14 protein-coding genes and 1 tRNA gene are annotated in these 16,224 nt (G+C 73.4%); 5 read left to right on the forward strand and 10 right to left on the reverse strand.

The window, feature by feature from the left end:
- Nucleotides 1-58 precede the first annotated feature (58 nt).
- Together ACZ7D7_RS21170 and ACZ7D7_RS21175 are read right to left on the reverse strand one after the other, a co-directional pair.
- Nucleotides 59-835, reverse strand: a complete 777-nt coding sequence (locus ACZ7D7_RS21170) for a YcnI family copper-binding membrane protein (protein WP_470826111.1) — start codon at nucleotides 833-835, stop codon at nucleotides 59-61.
- Nucleotides 836-990: 155 nt separating this feature from the next.
- Nucleotides 991-1,821 carry a hypothetical protein gene (locus ACZ7D7_RS21175; RefSeq protein WP_470826112.1) on the reverse strand — a complete coding sequence of 277 codons (831 nt, stop codon included), beginning with the start codon at nucleotides 1,819-1,821 and terminating at the stop codon, nucleotides 991-993.
- Between the two features lie 223 nt (nucleotides 1,822-2,044).
- Here ACZ7D7_RS21175 and ACZ7D7_RS21180 point away from each other — a divergent pair, with 223 nt between their 5' ends.
- Complete coding sequence (locus ACZ7D7_RS21180; protein WP_470826113.1) at nucleotides 2,045-2,506, forward strand: ATP-binding protein; 462 nt, start codon at nucleotides 2,045-2,047, stop codon at nucleotides 2,504-2,506.
- Between the two features lie 54 nt (nucleotides 2,507-2,560).
- Here ACZ7D7_RS21180 and ACZ7D7_RS21185 read toward each other — a convergent pair whose 3' ends face one another.
- The 4 genes from ACZ7D7_RS21185 to ACZ7D7_RS21200 all read right to left on the reverse strand — a co-directional run bounded on the left by ACZ7D7_RS21185 (nucleotide 2,561) and on the right by ACZ7D7_RS21200 (nucleotide 8,574).
- On the reverse strand, nucleotides 2,561-3,847 hold the full coding sequence (locus ACZ7D7_RS21185) for an MFS transporter (protein WP_470826114.1): 1,287 nt from the start codon (nucleotides 3,845-3,847) through the stop codon (nucleotides 2,561-2,563).
- 129 nt (nucleotides 3,848-3,976) lie between these two features.
- Nucleotides 3,977-5,329, reverse strand: a complete 1,353-nt coding sequence (gene pdxR, locus ACZ7D7_RS21190) for a MocR-like pyridoxine biosynthesis transcription factor PdxR (protein ID WP_470826115.1) — start codon at nucleotides 5,327-5,329, stop codon at nucleotides 3,977-3,979.
- A gap of 95 nt (nucleotides 5,330-5,424) precedes the next feature.
- The gene (locus ACZ7D7_RS21195) at nucleotides 5,425-6,882 is read right to left on the reverse strand and encodes an aminopeptidase P family protein (protein WP_470826116.1); all 1,458 of its coding nucleotides are present in this window, start codon (nucleotides 6,880-6,882) and stop codon (nucleotides 5,425-5,427) included.
- Between the two features lie 174 nt (nucleotides 6,883-7,056).
- Nucleotides 7,057-8,574 carry a PP2C family protein-serine/threonine phosphatase gene (locus tag ACZ7D7_RS21200; RefSeq protein ID WP_470826117.1) on the reverse strand — a complete coding sequence of 506 codons (1,518 nt, stop codon included), beginning with the start codon at nucleotides 8,572-8,574 and terminating at the stop codon, nucleotides 7,057-7,059.
- 504 nt (nucleotides 8,575-9,078) lie between these two features.
- Here ACZ7D7_RS21200 and ACZ7D7_RS21205 point away from each other — a divergent pair.
- Nucleotides 9,079-9,744 (forward strand): bifunctional DNA primase/polymerase, encoded by a 666-nt coding sequence (locus tag ACZ7D7_RS21205; protein ID WP_470826118.1) that lies wholly within the window; start codon nucleotides 9,079-9,081, stop codon nucleotides 9,742-9,744.
- A gap of 397 nt (nucleotides 9,745-10,141) precedes the next feature.
- On the forward strand, nucleotides 10,142-10,546 hold the full coding sequence (locus tag ACZ7D7_RS21210) for a hypothetical protein (protein ID WP_470826120.1): 405 nt from the start codon (nucleotides 10,142-10,144) through the stop codon (nucleotides 10,544-10,546).
- A gap of 207 nt (nucleotides 10,547-10,753) precedes the next feature.
- Here ACZ7D7_RS21210 and ACZ7D7_RS21215 read toward each other — a convergent pair whose 3' ends face one another.
- The 3 genes from ACZ7D7_RS21215 to ACZ7D7_RS21225 all read right to left on the reverse strand — a co-directional run bounded on the left by ACZ7D7_RS21215 (nucleotide 10,754) and on the right by ACZ7D7_RS21225 (nucleotide 13,498).
- Entirely contained in the window at nucleotides 10,754-11,719 is a 966-nt protein-coding gene (locus tag ACZ7D7_RS21215; protein ID WP_470826121.1) for a DUF5926 family protein, read from the reverse strand.
- A gap of 201 nt (nucleotides 11,720-11,920) precedes the next feature.
- The gene (locus ACZ7D7_RS21220; RefSeq protein ID WP_470826123.1) at nucleotides 11,921-12,559 is read right to left on the reverse strand and encodes an ATP-binding protein; all 639 of its coding nucleotides are present in this window, start codon (nucleotides 12,557-12,559) and stop codon (nucleotides 11,921-11,923) included.
- A gap of 111 nt (nucleotides 12,560-12,670) precedes the next feature.
- A complete protein-coding gene (locus tag ACZ7D7_RS21225; RefSeq protein WP_470826124.1) occupies nucleotides 12,671-13,498 on the reverse strand; it encodes a glycerophosphodiester phosphodiesterase in 828 nt (275 codons plus the stop codon).
- A 257-nt stretch (nucleotides 13,499-13,755) separates the two neighbouring features.
- On the opposite strand from ACZ7D7_RS21225, the gene ACZ7D7_RS21230 reads away from it, so the two are divergent.
- Nucleotides 13,756-15,372: a S1C family serine protease gene (locus ACZ7D7_RS21230; RefSeq protein ID WP_470826125.1), complete on the forward strand. Its 1,617-nt coding sequence runs from the start codon at nucleotides 13,756-13,758 to the stop codon at nucleotides 15,370-15,372.
- 78 nt (nucleotides 15,373-15,450) lie between these two features.
- Nucleotides 15,451-15,535 (forward strand) — tRNA-Ser (locus ACZ7D7_RS21235).
- 97 nt (nucleotides 15,536-15,632) lie between these two features.
- On the opposite strand, the gene ACZ7D7_RS21240 is transcribed toward ACZ7D7_RS21235, so the two are convergent.
- The gene (locus ACZ7D7_RS21240) at nucleotides 15,633-16,064 is read right to left on the reverse strand and encodes a hypothetical protein (RefSeq protein WP_470826126.1); all 432 of its coding nucleotides are present in this window, start codon (nucleotides 16,062-16,064) and stop codon (nucleotides 15,633-15,635) included.
- Between the last annotated feature and the right edge of the window lie 160 nt (nucleotides 16,065-16,224).

Below are 16,224 nucleotides of genomic sequence, written 5' to 3' on the forward strand. Positions count from 1 at the left end.
CGCACGGCTCGGAGGTGAGCCCGCCGACGGCCCCGGTGCGCACCGGGTGAGATGGACGTCAGGCGGTGGTCCGCCGACGGCCGGCGAACACGCCGTAGGCGACGCCGGCGGCGCCCACGAGGATTCCGGCGATGCCGAGGACGCGGGCGGTGGTGTCGGTGCTGTCACCGTCGCCGGCGGAGGCCGCGGCGTTCTCGGCCCCGGCCGGGTCGTCGGAGCCGGAGCCGGAGGCGGCCTTGTCGGCGTCCTCGGCGTCCTTGTCGGCGGTCTCCCCGGCGGCCGCGCCGTGACCGTCCTCCTCGGCGGCGGAGAGTTCCAGCACCGGGGCCGGGAAGTCCGGCTCGTCCTGGCCTTCCTGCGGGACCTCGATCCAGCGCACGACCTCCTTGTTGGAGTACGTCTGGAGGGCCTTGAAGACCAGCTCGTCGGCGTCCTCGGGCAGCGCGCCGATGCTCACCGGGAACTTCTGGAAGTAGCCGGGCCGGACGCCCTTGCCGTCGGCGGTCCAGGTGACCTTGCTGACGGCCTCGGTGATCTTCTTGCCGTGCAGTTCGAGGGGCTTGTCCAGCTTCGACTTGGTGACCTCGACCTTCCAGCCGTCGATGGCCTGCGGCATCACGGACGCCAGCGGGTGGTCGGTGGGGAAGGTGATCTCGAGCTTGGTGGTGGAGGCGTTGTCGCGCTCGTTGGGAACCTTGAAGTTCACCACCGCGTAGCCGCCCTTGGCGGCCTCGCCCTCCGGCTGCACGCTGACGTGCGCGAGTGCGGGGGAGGACAGGGCGAGGACGGCGGTGCCGGCGACGGCGCCGACGGCGGCGATACGGGAAGCCTTCATGAAAGGAGCACTCCGCTTCGAGTGAGTCGGTGGGGCACGGGCAGGTCCCGTGCGTCCCGGTGACAGTGACGGTGACGAGAGGGGTCGCGCGCACGCGCGTGTGCCGCACGACGGCGGCCCCCTCCGGCACAGGGCGGAGCGGTGGACGCGTCGTGTCAGGCGGCGAGAGCGAAGGCCTCGGCGGGCGGACCGCGCCGCACGACCGTGTGCTGGAGCGCGGTGGTACGCAGCTCCGGCGGCGCGAGCAGCGCGGTGCTCGGCAGGGCCGGCCCCGTCCGCGGCACGCCCGGCAGCCCGGCGTACAGGGCGCGGGTCAGCGCCAGCGCCCCGCGCAGGGACCGTACGAGCGCCCCCTCGGCGACGGTGTGCGCCGACAGCGCGGGCAACTCCAGAAGCCGCAGCAGGGCGAGGTCCCCGCGCCGCAGCAGCCAGCCCGCGACGACCGCCGCGAGGACGTGGCCCAGCAGCATCGACAGGGAGGGCAGCAGCGCGGCCGAGGAGCCCGCGGCGGCGGACATGGCGTCCGCCGGGTGGTGCGCGACGGCGTGACCGGTGAGGTCGGGGTGGACGCGCGCGTCGGTGAGGATCCGCTGCGCCTCGGCGGGGCTGAGCTGTGCCGCCGTGGCCCCGCACACGAACCGTGCGGCGTGCTCCACGAGCGAGGCGTCGGACACGGGGGCGGCGGCGCCGGACGCGGCGGCCGTCGTCGACGTGTGCTGCCCGAGCCCGAACAGCGTGTGCAGCGCCGTCTGTCCGACCGCGAGCAGCGCCACGACGCCCGGCATCGAGCGGGCGCGTCCGGTGAACGGCGCGGCGACCAGGGCCGCCCAGAGGAATCCCACGCCGAGCGTCCACAGCGGGATCGTGGCGAGCGAGGCCAGTGCGTGCCCGGCCGCGGCCAGCACGACGCAGACCGCGGCGAACACCGCGGTCCTCAGCACCCGGAGATCGTGTCCGGGACGCGTGTGCTGGTGGGGGGCAGACATGGCGGTGCCATCATCGCACCGGCCGGGTGGGCTCCGTACGGCAGGTCCGCAAAAAGAGGTACAGGGGGAAGATCACCTTCTGTGGCGAGGTGCCCCCGCATACACCGTTCGCCGCCCTCGACGCATCCCCCGTATGGGCGGCATCACGTCAACTTCGTGCTTACCGGGGAGTACTCGGGGCAATACGTAACGGTATGTCGAGCCGCGGCCAGGAGGCTGGAGCATGAGCATCTGGTGGTCACTCCATCTTCGGCGCGAAGCTGCGAGCGTGCCGCTGGCCCGCCGCCTGCTGCTCGGCACCATGGAGACCGCGGGCGTCGACCCGGACATCTCCTACGACCTCTCCGTCGCCCTCAGCGAGGCGTGCGCGAACGCCGTGGAGCACGGCGGCGAGGGCGGGCGCGGTGGCACCTCGGAGGCCTACCGCGTGACCGCGTACCTCGACGGCGAGCGCTGCCGCATCGAGGTCACCGACGCGGGACCGGGCTTCGCCCACGACCCCTCCCCGGCGCGGGAACCGGCCCGGCTGCCGCGTGCCGACGCCGAGCACGGCCGGGGCCTGTGCCTCATCGAGCAGCTCACCGACCACGTCCACATCGGCAACAAGCCGGGCCGGGGCGGCGCGGTGGTCAGCTTCGACAAGATCCTCAAGTGGAAGAAGGACACCCCCCTGGTCGCCGTGTAGGCGTCGGCCGGCGGCCACCGTCGGCCGACCGCTGCGGTCGGTCCGCGGGCCGCCTCAGTCCGCGGCCACCGGCCGCCGGATCCCCTCCCCCCGCCGGTCCTCCTCCCGCCGGTCCTCCTCCCGCCGGTCCTCCTCCCGCCGTTCCGCCGCGCGCCGCGCCGCCGGGCCCATCGCGTACGACGCCGCCAGCGTCACCGCGCCGAGCAGCAGCCAGCCGGGCGTCCCCCAGCCGATCAGCAGCGAGGTCAGGGCGACGGGCCCCACGGTGCGGGCGACGGCCACACCACTGCCGAAGAACCCCTGGTACTCGCCCACACGGTCGGCCGGCGCCAGATCGAAGGACAGCTGCCACGCCCCGGCCGACTGCTCCATCTCGGCGGCGACATGAAGCACCGCACCCGCCAGCAGCAGCCCCCCGGCCACCCACGGCGACGCGTCGGCCGACAGGGCGTACACCGCGCAGGCCGCGAGCATCACCCGGCCCGAGCGCCGCAGCGCACGGCAGGCGGGCGCGATTCCGGTGACACCGCGCGCCACGCGCACCTGAAAGACCATCACCGCCCCGGTGTTCACCACGAACAGCACGGAGGCGAGCCAGACCGGGGCGTCGGTCCGCTCGGTGATCCACAGCGGCAGCCCGAGGCTGAGCAGCGGCATCCGCAGCAGCAGCACCGTGTTGAGGACCGCGACGACGGCGTACGGCCGGTCCCGCAGCACACCGAGCCCGCCCCGCGCGGGCTTCCCCGGCGCCCGCCCCGCTGTCGGGGCGACCGGCGGCAGCGAGCGCAGCAGCGCGGCGCACACCAGGAAGCTCACCGCGTCCAGCGCGAACACCGCCAGATACGCCTCGCGGGTCCCGGCGTGCAGCGCGAGGCCGCCGAGCCCCGCGCCGACCGCCAGCCCGGCGTTCAAGGTCGACTGGAGATGCGCGAGCAGCCCCGTCCGCTCACCCGCGGGCACCAGCGCGGCCAGGAGGGCCTGGCGCGCCGCCGCGAGCCCCGACTGCGCGGCGGCGTACGCGCAGGCGCACAGCACGAAGGGCACGAAGCCGCGCACGACGAGGAAGCCGGCCACCGCGAGCGCCGTCGCGACCGCCAGCAGCACCGCCGTACCGCGCGCCCCGTGCCGGTCGGCCGCCCGCCCCAGCGGCACCCCGGCCAGCGACCCGACCGCCCAGGCGAGGGTCAGCCCGAGCCCCACGCGCGCGGGCGTGAGACCGACGACGTGGGTGAAGTACAGCGCCGACGTCGTGTAGAAGGCGCCGTCCCCCACGGAACCGCCCAGCTGGGCGAGGGCCAGCACGCGCCGGGGGCCGGCGGGCGGCAGAAGGCGATGGATCATGCCGACGACGCTAGGAGCCCGGTGGACCGGTCGGCAGACCCAATCCGACGCCGTTTTCCTGACCCAATTCGCGGCCTGACGCTCTTTCGTCCCGTGGGACCGACAGGAGCCCGCGACGTCCGAGCCGCTTCAGGCGGCGGTGTCCAGCACCCGCCCCAGCGCTTCCAGCGCCTCCGGGTACGCCCGCTCCCGTGGCGTCCCGTACCCCACCACCAGCCCTTGCGGTCGCCCTTCGGCGCCCGGCGGCGACGGCGTGTGCCAGTGGTCGCCGAGGACACCGACGGCCAGGCCCTCCCGTGCCGCCCGCGCCCGCACCTCCGCCTCGTCGGCGACGTCCACCAGCGCGTGCAGTCCGGCCGCGACGCCCCGCACCCGCCGGGTGCCGAGCCGTTGCAGCAACTGGTCGCGGCGGCGCCGGTAGCGCGACCGGCACGCGCGTACGTGGCGGTCGTAGGCGTGGCTGCCGATGAGGTCGGCGAGCGCCAACTGGCCGAGGGTCTCGGTGTGGTGGTCACTGTGCAGCTTCGCGTCGGCCACCGCGTCCACCAGACCGGGCGGCAGCACCATCCAGCCGAGCCGCAGCCCGGGCCCGAGGGTCTTGGAGGCGGTGCCCAGGTACACGACGTGCCCCGGTGCCATGCCCTGGAGCGCGCCGACGGGCTGCCGGTCGTAGCGGAACTCGCCGTCGTAGTCGTCCTCGACGATCAGCCCGCCACACGCGCGTGCCCACTCGGTGAGGGCGCGGCGCCGCTCGGGGTGCAGTGTGACGCCGGTCGGGTACTGGTGCGCGGGCGTGACGACGACGGCCCCGGAGTCCCCCAACTCCCGCGCGCACACGCCCCGGTCGTCCACCCGCACCGGCACCACGGTCCCGCCGGCCCGCCGTACGACCTCCCGGTGGAACGGCAGTCCGGGGTCCTCCATGGCGATCCCGGCGCCGTCCAGCACGCGCGTGAGCAGCGCGAGCCCCTGGACGTACCCGGAGGTGACGACGATCCGCTCCGGCGGCGCGATCACCCCGCGCGCCCGGCCGAGGTAGCCCGACAACGCCGTCCGCAGCTCGCTCCGGCCGCGCGGATCGCCGTAGTCGTACGCCGCGGAGGGCGCCGTCGCGACGGCCCGCCGCAGCGCCCGCAGCCAGGCGGCGGCCGGGAACGCCCCCACGTCAGGGCTGCCGGGCCGCAGGTCGAAACGCGGCGCACGCGCGCGTGCGGCGGTCTCCGGTGCCCGGACGTCGGCGGCCGGCAGCTCGGCGACCCGGGTCCCCGAGCCCTGCCGGGCGGTCAGATAGCCCTCGGCGACGAGCTGGTCGTAGGCGGCCTTGACGGTCCCCCGGGACACGCCGAGTTCCACGGCGAGCGCCCGGCTCGCGGGCAGCCGCTCCCCCGCGGCGAGCCGCCCGTCCCGCACGGCGTCCCTCAGCGCCCGCTCCACCGCGTCACGCAGCCCTCCGGCACCGGCGAGCTCGATGTGCAGGTCCACGCTCCACCCACCCCCTCGCGCGACGGAGGCCGGGCACCCGCGGGTACCCGGCCTCCCTGCCGACCGAATGTGTCGACCGAACGTGTCGGCCGACGTCAGCCCTTCAGTCCGGCCATCCAGCTCTCGACCTCGTCCGACCGCCGGGGCAGCCCGGCGCTGAGGTTCCGGTTGCCGTCCTCCGTCACGAGGATGTCGTCCTCGATCCGCACGCCGATGCCCCGGTATTCCTCCGGCACCGTCAGGTCGTCGGCCTGGAAGTACAGCCCCGGCTCGACGGTGAGCACCATGCCCGGCTCCAGCGTCCCGTCGACGTACGTCTCGGTGCGCGCGGCGGCGCAGTCGTGGACGTCCATGCCGAGCATGTGACCCGTGCCGTGCAGCGTCCAGCGCCGCTGCAGCCCCAGCTCCAGCACGCGCTCGACCGGCCCCTCGACCAGGCCCCACTCGACGAGCCGCTCGGTCAGCACCCGCTGCGCGGCGTCGTGGAAGTCCCGGTACTTGGCGCCCGGCCGCACCGCCGCGATACCGGCCTCCTGGGCCTCGTACACGGCGTCGTAGATCTTCTTCTGGATCTCGGTGTAGCGCCCGCTGATCGGCAGCGTGCGCGTGACGTCGGCCGTGTAGTACGTGTGCGTCTCCACGCCCGCGTCGAGCAGCAGCAGGTCGCCGGAGCGCACCGGCCCGTCGTTGCGCACCCAGTGCAGCGTGCAGGCGTGCGGGCCGGCGGCGCAGATGGAGCCGTAGCCGACGTCGTTGCCCTCCACGCGCGCGCGGAGGAAGAACGTGCCCTCGATGTAGCGCTCGCTGGTCGCCTCGGCCTTGTCGAGGACCTTCACGACGTCCTCGAAGCCGCGCACGGTCGAGTCGACGGCCTTCTGCAGCTCGCCGATCTCGAAGTCGTCCTTGACGAGCCGCATCTCGGAGAGGAAGACCCGCAGCTCCTCGTCGCGCTCGGCGGTGACCTTGTCGGTCAGCGCGGCCTCGATGCCGGCGTCGTGCCCGCGCACGACGCGCACCGGACCGGTGGCCTCGCGCAGCGCGCCGGCGAGCTCGCGCACGTCGGAGGCGGGGATGCCGTAGAGCTTCTCGGCCTCGGTGAGGGAGTGGCGGCGGCCGACCCACAGCTCGCCCTGGCCGTCGAGCCAGAACTCGCCGTTCTCCCGGTCGGAGCGGGGCAACAGGTAGATCGTGGCGCGGTGTCCGTCGCCCACGGGCTCCATGACGAGGACGCCGTCCTCGGTCTGGTTGCCGGTGAGGTACGCGTACTCGACGGAGGCGCGGAAGGCGTACTCGGTGTCGTTCGAGCGCGTCTTCAGGTTGCCCGCCGGGACGACGAGGCGCTCGCCGGGGAAGCGGGCGGACAGCGCGGCACGGCGGGCGGCGGTCTCGGCGGCCTGGGGGATCGGCTCCAGGTCGCGCAGCTCGGTGTCGGCCCAGCCGCTCTTCATGTTCTCGGCCAGCTCGTCGGACACGCCCGGGTACAGGCCGTTCTTGCGCTGCTTGATCGGCTCTTCCTCGGCAGTCTCCGGGGTCTCCGGAAGCTCCTCCGCCACGGTCATCCTCCTTGGGTACGGCACTGGACCGTCCCCCATCGTACGGTCGTACGGCAGGGCACCCAGGGCCGAAGGACCCGTTACCGGCGCTCACACCCGAAGTGCCGGGAAGCTCCCGGAATCGCCGTCCTGGCGGCGGGAGGCGCGCGGCGGCCGCCGGGGCCGTCCCGGCGGCTACTCGAAGCGGGCCGCCAGCAGCACCACGTCCTCCTCGCTGTCGACCGTGTCCAGACCGTCCGGGAGCATGGTCCGCAGGACGTGGTCGGCGAGGGCACCGGGATCCTGGCGCATGCTCCTGGGGACGTTCGCCGCCGCCGCGTGCAGCCGGGCGAAGGCCCGGTCGGCGGGATCGCCGGTGCGGTGCAACAGTCCGTCGGTGTACAGCAGAACCGTCTCTCCAGGTTCGGCCTGGATCTCCACGCTGGGCGCCTCCCAGCAGGCGAGCATGCCGAGCGGCGCCGACACGGACGTCTCCACGAACTCGGTGCGCCGCTCGCCGATCAGCACCGGCGGGCTGTGCCCCGCGCCGGCCACGGTGATCTTGCGCAGGGCCGGCTCGCAGTAGCCGAACAGGGCGGTGGCGGAACGGGCCGGTTCGGTCAGCCGCAGCAGCAGCTCCAGGTCGGACAGGACGGCCACCGGGTCCTCGCCCTCCATCACGGCGTAGGCCCGCAGCGACGCCCGCAGCCGTCCCATCGCGGCCACGGCACTCGGCCCCGACCCGGTCACCGAACCGACGGCGAGACCGAGCGCGGCGTCCGGCAGCGGCAGCGCGTCGTACCAGTCGCCGCCGCCGCGCGGACCGGTGCGGTGCCGGGCGGCGAGCTGCACGCCCGCGACGCGGGGCAGCCGGGAGGGCAGCAGTTCCTCCGCCATCGTCGCCGCGCACGCGCGCGTGCGTTCGAGCTCGACGAGGCGGGACAGGTGCTCGGTGGCGTAGCGGGTGTAGAGGCCGACGAGGTGGCGGCGGTGCGCGTCCGGCTCGGCGGGCTCGTCGTAGAGCCACACGGCGGCGCCGAGCCGGCCGGTGTCCTCGCCGGCGAGGGGGAGCGCGTAGCTGGCGGCGTAGCCGAGGCGGGCGGCGACCTCGCGGTGCCGGGGGTCGAGCGCCTTGTCGGCCATCAGGTCCGGCTGGCTGATCTCGCCGTCGCCGCCGGGCAGTCCGTCGAGGATCCTGCCGATCGACAGGGCGCTGCGCGGCACGGTCTCGAGGTGACCGAGGTCGGCCTGCCCGAGCCCGAGGCCGACGGTGGTGTCGGGCCCGAGGCCGTCGGCCGGCTCCAGCACGACGAGTCCGCGCCGGGCGCCGACCAGGGCGGCTCCGGCGTTCAGCAGTTCCTGGAGCGCGGCGGCGAGGGAGTCGGTGCGGACCAGGCGTTCGGTGAGCTCGTGCAGGGTCGTGAGGTCCGAGACCCAGCCGGCGAGGCGGTCCTGGAGCGCCATGCCGGGGGCGTTCGCGGCGTGCGGCGGGGTGACCGGGGCGGTACCGGGCGCTGCGGCGGACGCGACAGTGTGTGCGGGGGACGGAACCGTTGAATCGATTCCAGCCACTTTCGATGGGTGAGGGGCGTTCATGGTGTCCGGCTTTCCGACCGGTGCGTACTGCTCAAAAGCATCGCAAACCCCCATGTCATTCTGCGCCGCTAGCAGTGTCTCCACATGTACACGCACTCGTGAGGGGATGTCCAGCATTGTCCTGCTGGGATTCCTGGTGTCCGTGGGACTTCAGCGGAGTTCTTCCAGATCTCTTGCGTTAAGGCAAAGTTGGCTTAAAACTGCCTCAGGGAACGGCTTATTGCGGTCGACTGGCCTTGCTCCACGGAGCGTCACAGCGGTCTTGATGGGTACGTACTCGGAGAAGGCCAGGGGTGGTTGACAGCCACCGGGAACCTGGTGACCGACCCGGGCGTCCTATCCACCGACGACCGTGCCCCATCCTCCCGTGGCGGAGGCGGAGAGAAACACGCGCGACGGAAAAACGCCAGACTTCGCCACCCCACGCCACGCCCGTGCTTTTGACACTCGCAGTACGGACGAGGCTGCCGCGGACGCAGCCGACGCTCGGCCCATAGGGGTTCCCCTTGTCCAGGACAGGGGTGTGATGCGCCATTAGGTACGCACAGTGAAGTGATCGACACATGACGTGATGTGGACCCACGGTGTTGCCAGGCGTGCAACGGAAAGGAACGAGCGCTCATGCGCGAGATCCTCGGAAGGCGACGCAGGCTCCTGTTCCGGCGTAACAGCAGGAGGCCTGAGTTGATCAGCGCGGCCCTGACTTTCGCCACGGAATGGCGGTGGCCCGTACTCCCGGGCGTTGCGGCGGACCCCAGAGGGCGGTCCCGCTGCGGCTGCCCCGACCCGGAGTGCACGGTACCGGGTGCGCATCCCTTCGACCCCGGCCTCCTCGCGGCCACCACCGACGAACGCATGGTGCGCTGGTGGTGGGCGAACCGGCCGGCCGCGCCGATCATCCTGGCCACCGGCGGCAGTGCGCCGTGCGCGGTGTCGCTGCCCGCCCCGGCCGCCGCCCGCGCGCTGGAGGCGCTCGACCGGAACGGCATCCGCCTCGGCCCGGTCGTCGCCGGTCCCACCCGCTGGTCGATCCTCGTGCAGCCGTACTCCATGGAGCAGCTCGGCGAACTGCTCTACGCCAAGGACTTCGTGCCCGGCTCCCTCCGCTTCCACGGCGAGGGCGGCTACATCACCCTGCCCCCGTCCGAGGCCGGCCACGGCGACGTCCGCTGGGAGCGCGCCCCCCTGCCCGGTTCGGCCTCGCCGTGGGTGCCCGATGTGGAGGCCGTGGTGGACGCCGTGGTCGAGGCCCTCACTCGTACGGGTGTGAGCGCGCCCGAGTTGTAAGGGTGTCGGGCGCGGACGGAACCGGCGCGCGGTACGGCGCGTTAACTTCCCTTGCATGCTGCGTCAATCCGGTGAGTACGGCCCCAGGCCGCCCCGCGGCGGGCCCGCCCCGCACCGCGTCCGGCTGCTCGCCCTCGTGGGTGCCGTCGCGTGCGCGGTCGTCCTCCCGCTGGCGGTGGCGTCGGCGGGCTCCGTACGGGACGAACGACGGAGCGCGCCCGCGGGCCCCGCACCCGGCGACGCCGTACGGCCGGCCGGGGCGCCGGACGACGGCAAGGCGCCCGGCGGCGGCCCGGCGGGCCCCGGGGCGCCGGCGGGGCCGGACAGACCCGACAGGCCCGGTGGGCACGGTGGGTCCGATGGGTTTGGCGGGTCCGAGGGGTCGGATGGCTCTGGCTTGTCCGACGGCTCTGGCGGGCCGCCGGAGTCGGCCGGATCGCTCGGTCTCGGCGGCGGCACCGCTGTGCGCTGCGGACCCGAACTGACCTCACCCGGCGGGATCGAGGCGCAGACCTGCGTCCTGGTCCAGGGCGCCGACACCTGGGCGCGCACCTACTACCGCAACGCGACCGGCGACGCGCTCACCGCCGTGCTGAGCCTCATGGGGCCCGAGGGCCGCACCGTCCGGATGCACTGCGCCGTGGGCGCCGACGACGCGCCGGCGATGTGCGAGACGCCCAGGGAGCGGGCCGGTGACCCACCGGTCGCCTACACGGCGGTCGCGGAGTTCGCCGGACGCGGCGGGAGCGGGCCGTTGCTGCTGCGGTCCGGCAGCAACTCACCTGTGCGAACAGGCAGTTGAGAGTCGGCTGCGGCCCGTGAGGAACCGCGCACATGGAAAGACCCGGTTGCTGGCGACGGGGGATGCACCAGCAACCGGGCTACTGGAACGGTAACAAGAGATCGGCTGTTCGCAAATTCGATCTCAGCTTTTCCAGTCACCGACTGGCTTGTCTCCACTGGGAGTTGTGACCGGAGTCACCGTCGTTTCCGTCGGCGCGGCGGCCCGTCAGCTGAGCGTGACCTGCCGGTTGGTGAGACCGCCCCGCGCGCGGCGCTCGTCCGCGGTGAGCGGCGCGTCGGACGCCAGCGCGACGGCGAGACGCTCGGCGAACTCGGCGGCCGGCTTCTCCACGTCCTGCGCCGTCATCCCGGTCGGCAGGTCCCAGACCGGGACCGTGAGCCCGTGGGCGCGGAAGGAGCCCACGAGGCGCGTGCCCTCGCCCAGGCTCGACCCGCCCGCCGCGTGCAGCCGCGCGAGCGCGTCCAGAAGCTGCTCCTCCGCGTGCGGCATGACCCAGCGCAGGTGGTTCTTTTCCGGCGTCTCGCACCAGTACGCCGCGTCGACGCCCTGCAGCCGGACGGTCGGGATCGCCGCCGCGTTGGCCCGCTCCAGGGAGGCCGCCACGTCCGGCGTCGCGTTCTCCGCGTCGGGGACCCAGAACTCGAAGCCCTCGTGCACGACTGGCTCGAAGACGCCCTTCGGGTCCAGCACGTCCTGCAGCCGCGGAGCGTCGGCCGGGGCGCGGCGGCCCTGGAGCGGCGTCCCCGGATCGGCCTCGAGCGCGCGCCGCAGGGTGTCGGCGAGGTCGCGGCTGATGTCGCCCGACGCCGTGTCGTTCTGCAGGCCGAGCAGTACCGAGCCGTCGTCGCGGCGCAGCGCGGGCCAGGCCATCGGCAGCACCGTCGCCAGCGTGACCGACGGGACGCCCTCGGGCAGGCCGTCCTTCAGGGTCAGCTCGACCGTGGCCGCCGGCACCAGCTCGCGCAGCGCCACCCAGTCGCATTCGCCGGGCAGGCCTTCGAACGGCCGGTGCACCAGCTCGGTCACCGCGTGCGCGGCGGCCCGGCCGTGACAGGCCTTGTAGCGGCGGCCGCTGCCGCACGGGCAGGGCTCGCGCGCGCCGACGACCGGGACCTCTCCGTCGGTGAGCTGCGGGCGCTTGGCCTTCGTCTGGGGGCGCTTCTTGGCCATCTTGGGTGTCTCCCGGTTACGGCTCGTCTCGTACGTCGGGAGCCTAGCCGTTCGCGCCATGGCCGACGGGACCCTGTGGACAACCGGGCGGATGTGGACGACCGGCCGGACGTGGTCGACGGGCCGTGCGGGACGCCCGGACGTGGACAACGGGCCGTGCGGGACGCCCGGACGTGGTCGGCGTCCGGCAGGACCGGTCGGTCAGTCGAAGTCGTCGAACGCGTCCGCGAAATCCAGGCCGGGTATGTCCGAGACCGCCGGAGCCGTCACGCGCGCGGCGAAGTCGTCCCGGCGGTGGCCCGCGTCCGGGTCGTGGACGTCGCCGTGCACGACCACCCACACCGTCACTTCGCCGCGGACGTCGTCCCGTACGCCCCAGTCGTCGGCCAGCGCGGTGATGATGTTCAGCCCGCGGCCGCCGTGCGCGGTGACCGAGGGCGTGGCCGGAGCCGGGCGGGTCGGACCACCCCCGTCCGTGACCTCCACGACGAGCCGGCCGCTCACGTCGACGCGCCACGCGGCCCGGACGTCACCGTCGCCGGCCAGGGCGTCGCCCAGTGGCCTGCCGTGTTTGCACGCGTTGCTCAAGAGCTCCGAAAGGACCAGAACGGCGTCGTCGACGACCGATTCCGGCACGCCACCGCCGCGCAACTGCTTGCGCATCCGCTGTCTTGCTTCCCCCACGCCCGCAGGGCCATGGGGTACGGCCATGCTCGACGACGTGGGCACTTCCTGTGCCACCACCAACGCCACCCCCGAGACCTCCTTCGCCCCACGCCACGGTGTGGATGCCCTCTCGGCCTGTGCCGGAAACCGGTCGATCGCCCTCCGGTGACGCATTCGCAACGATCGGACACGGAGGGAACGCGCCGGAGCACGCCGCGTAGCCGAATGGCCGGAACGCGGCGGTCGCCGTAGCCCGGTGTGCGGGCGGGCACGCGTGCGCGTACGTCAGCGGCCGAGGCGGTCCAGCACCGCGCGCGGGCGGTTGGTGATGATGGCGTCGACGCCGAGCGAGACGCAAAGGTCCACGTCCGCGGGCTCGTTCACCGTCCACACGTGCACCTGGTGACCCGCCTGCTTCAGGCGTTCCACGTACGCGGGGTGACTGCGCACGATGCGGATCGACGGCCCGGCGATGCCGACGCCTGCGGGCAGCCGCCCGTCGCGCAGCCGGGGCGAGACGAACTGCATGAGGTACACCGTCGGCAGCGTCGGCGACGCGGCACGCACGCGGTGCAGCGATCTGGCCGAGAAGCTCATGACGCGCACAGGAGACTCGGCGGGGCTCGCGGGCGCGTCCAGCCCGAACCGCTTCAGCAGGAGCAGCAGCCGCTCCTCGACCTGGCCCGCCCAGCGCGTGGGGTGCTTGGTCTCCACGGCGAGCTCCACGCGGCGTCCGGCGTCGGCGACGAGTTCGAGCAGTCGCTCCAGGGTGAGCACGGAGGTCGCCTCGCGGTCCTCGGGGCGGTGCTCCCAGTCGGGTTCCTCGTCGCGGCCCCGGAAGGCGTCGCGGTTCTTCCAGGACCCGAAGTCGAGGGCGGCGAGGTCGTCGAGTTCCAGCGCGGAGACGGCGCCGCGGCCGTTCGACGTGCGGTTGACGCGGCGGTCGTGGACACAGACGAGGTGGCCGTCCGCGGTCAGCCGTACGTCGCACTCGAGGGCGTCCGCGCCGTCCTCGATCGCCTTCGTGTAGGCGGCCAGGGTGTGTTCGGGCGCGTCTTCCGAGGCTCCGCGGTGGGCGACGACCTGGATCGGGTGCTGTCGTGCGAGGGTCACCGCGTCATGGTGCCACCGCCCGGGGGTAGGCGTGCGAGCGGAGCCGCCAGGCTTGTGTCCCTTTTCGTCTCACATGACCTATATAAAGAATGGTCGTGGACCCACAGCCACCGCTTATGGTGCTCTGACGGCCCGTGGGAAAAGCTGACCGCATACGAAAAGACATGCGCAGCTGACCGCACCGGGCCGCCGACCAGCGCGAGCGGGCGTGGCCGAGTGCGACCGAGTAGAACAGCCGTGGATCGAGGAGAGAAGCTGTGAGCACCGAGAACGAGGGCACCGCGGTACCCCCGGCCCCGTCTGCACCTCCCGTGCCGGTGGACGCTCCCGCAGCCTCCCCGCAGCCGGCGCCGCCCGCCGGAGACCCGCCCACGACCCCCGTCCCGCCGGTACCGCCCGGTTCGCACCAGGCTCCGACCGGATCCCACCAGGCTCCGACCGGATCCCACCAGGCTCCGGCCGGTTCCCACGGTGCCGAGGGCCAGGGCATCGGTGGTCAGGGCGTCAGTGGTCAGGGCGCCGGGGGCCAGGGTGTCGGCGGCCAGGGATCGGCGCCCGACGCCGCCTGGCCCCCGCCCCCGCCGCCCGGCGGCCCCTACGGTGATGGCGGCCACGGCGGTCATGGCCCGGGCGGCCAGGGACCCGGAGGCCAGGGCCCGGGCGGCCAGGGTTCCGGAGGTCAGGGTCCCGGTGGCGGAGCCGGCGGCTGGGGAGCCCCGTACCACCAGCCCGCTGCCGCCCCCGCCCCCAAGTCCGGCCGCGGGCGCGGCGGTCTGCTCGCGGCGATCCTCGTCGCGGCGCTGGTCGCGGGCGGCCTGGGCGGCGGCCTCGGCTACACGCTGGCCAAGAACAACGACGACGAGACGGGCTCCACGACGGTGTCCGCCTCGCAGAGCGGCGGCGACCTCAAGCGCGACCCGGGCACGGTCGCCGCGGTGTCCGCCAAGGCCCTGCCCAGCACGGTCACCATCGAGGCCGAGAGCGACAGCGGCGAGGGCGGCACCGGCACGGGCTTCGTCTTCGACACCCAGGGCCACATCGTCACCAACAACCACGTGGTGGCGGAGGCCGTGGACGGCGGCAAGCTGTCGGCGACCTTCCCGAACGGCAGGAAGTACGAGGCCGAGGTCGTCGGCAACGCGCAGGGCTACGACGTCGCCGTCATCAAGCTCAAGGAGGCGCCGTCGGGCCTGAAGCCGCTCACCCTCGGCAACTCCGACAAGGTCGCCGTCGGCGACTCGACGATCGCGATCGGCGCGCCCTTCGGCCTGTCGAACACGGTCACGACGGGCATCATCAGCGCCAAGAACCGCCCGGTCGCCTCCAGCGACGGCACGGGCAGCCAGGCGTCCTACATGAGCGCGCTGCAGACCGACGCGTCGATCAACCCGGGCAACTCCGGCGGCCCGCTGCTGGACGCGCAGGGCAACGTCATCGGGATCAACTCCGCGATCCAGTCCACGAGCAACGGCGGCTTCGGCACCGGCCAGTCCGGCTCGATCGGCCTCGGCTTCGCCATTCCGATCAACCAGGCCAAGTACGTCGCGCAGCAGCTCATCAAGACGGGCAAGCCGGTGTACGCCAAGATCGGCGCGTCCGTCTCGCTGGAGGAGTCGGCGAACGGCGCGAAGATCACCGACCAGGGTGCCCGGGGCTCCGAGGCGGTCGAGCCGGGCGGCCCGGCGGACAAGGCGGGCCTGGAACCCGGCGACGTCATCACCAAGCTGGACGACCGCGTGATCGACAGCGGCCCGACCCTGATCGGCGAGATCTGGACCCACCAGCCCGGCGACAAGGTCCGCATCACCTACGAACGGGACGGCAAGGAACGCACGGTCGACCTCACCCTGGCCTCCCGCGTCGGCGACAGCTGACCTCCAATGCCCGGGAGTCCACGCCGATTGGCCCCAGCCGGTAGGCTGTAGCCGCTCCGCCCCAGGTGGGCGGGACGAGGTGGGTTGCCCGAGCGGCCTAAGGGAACGGTCTTGAAAACCGTCGTGGCGCGAGTCACCGTGGGTTCAAATCCCACACCCACCGCAGGTGTTACGGCCCCTGACCAGCGTTTGTGGTCAGGGGCCGCGGCGTTCGGGGGAGGCATGGCCTCGGGCGTCCGTGTCGCTTCCGTTCCCGGCGGTCACAGTTCGAAGTCCTCGGCCAGTTCCGTCCATTGGACGTCGCGCAGGGATTCCTCCGCGTCGTGGCCAGAGGGGACCGTCGGGGTCGGCTGGAACCAGATGATCGTGAGGTGGGAGCGGTAGAGGACCGGGTCGTGGGCCGGGTCGACGGCCGTCGAGTGGAATGTGCCGACGCAGGCCACCCGTGGCAGCACCTCCACCGGGCCGAACGGCCCCGCGTACTGGTCCGGAAACTCCCGCGTCGGCGGCACCAGGTGCACCGGCGTGGTCGGTCGTACGCCTTCCGCCGAGCGCAGCAGGGCGTTGATCCTCATGTCGTTGACCGGCTTGCAGGGATAGCCCTCCAGCATCCCGCCGTACGTCGAGGAGAGCCGTAGCTCCGCGAGGTCGATGGAGCGGCCGGACGTGAGGACGACGCGGGTGAGCGACATGGTCGGGACTCTACGGCGGGGGCGGTGGTGGTGCATGAGGCTTTCGGGGGGCGGGGGGGGAAGAGGGCCTGGTGGTGGGGGGTGAGCGAGAGGCAGGGTGGGCGTGGGGCGGGAGCCTCGGCCCGACCCGGCCCGGGTCAAGTGCGGTGGCCGACCCGGC

The sequence above is a fragment of the Streptomyces sp. NPDC037054 genome (genome assembly GCF_055606745.1).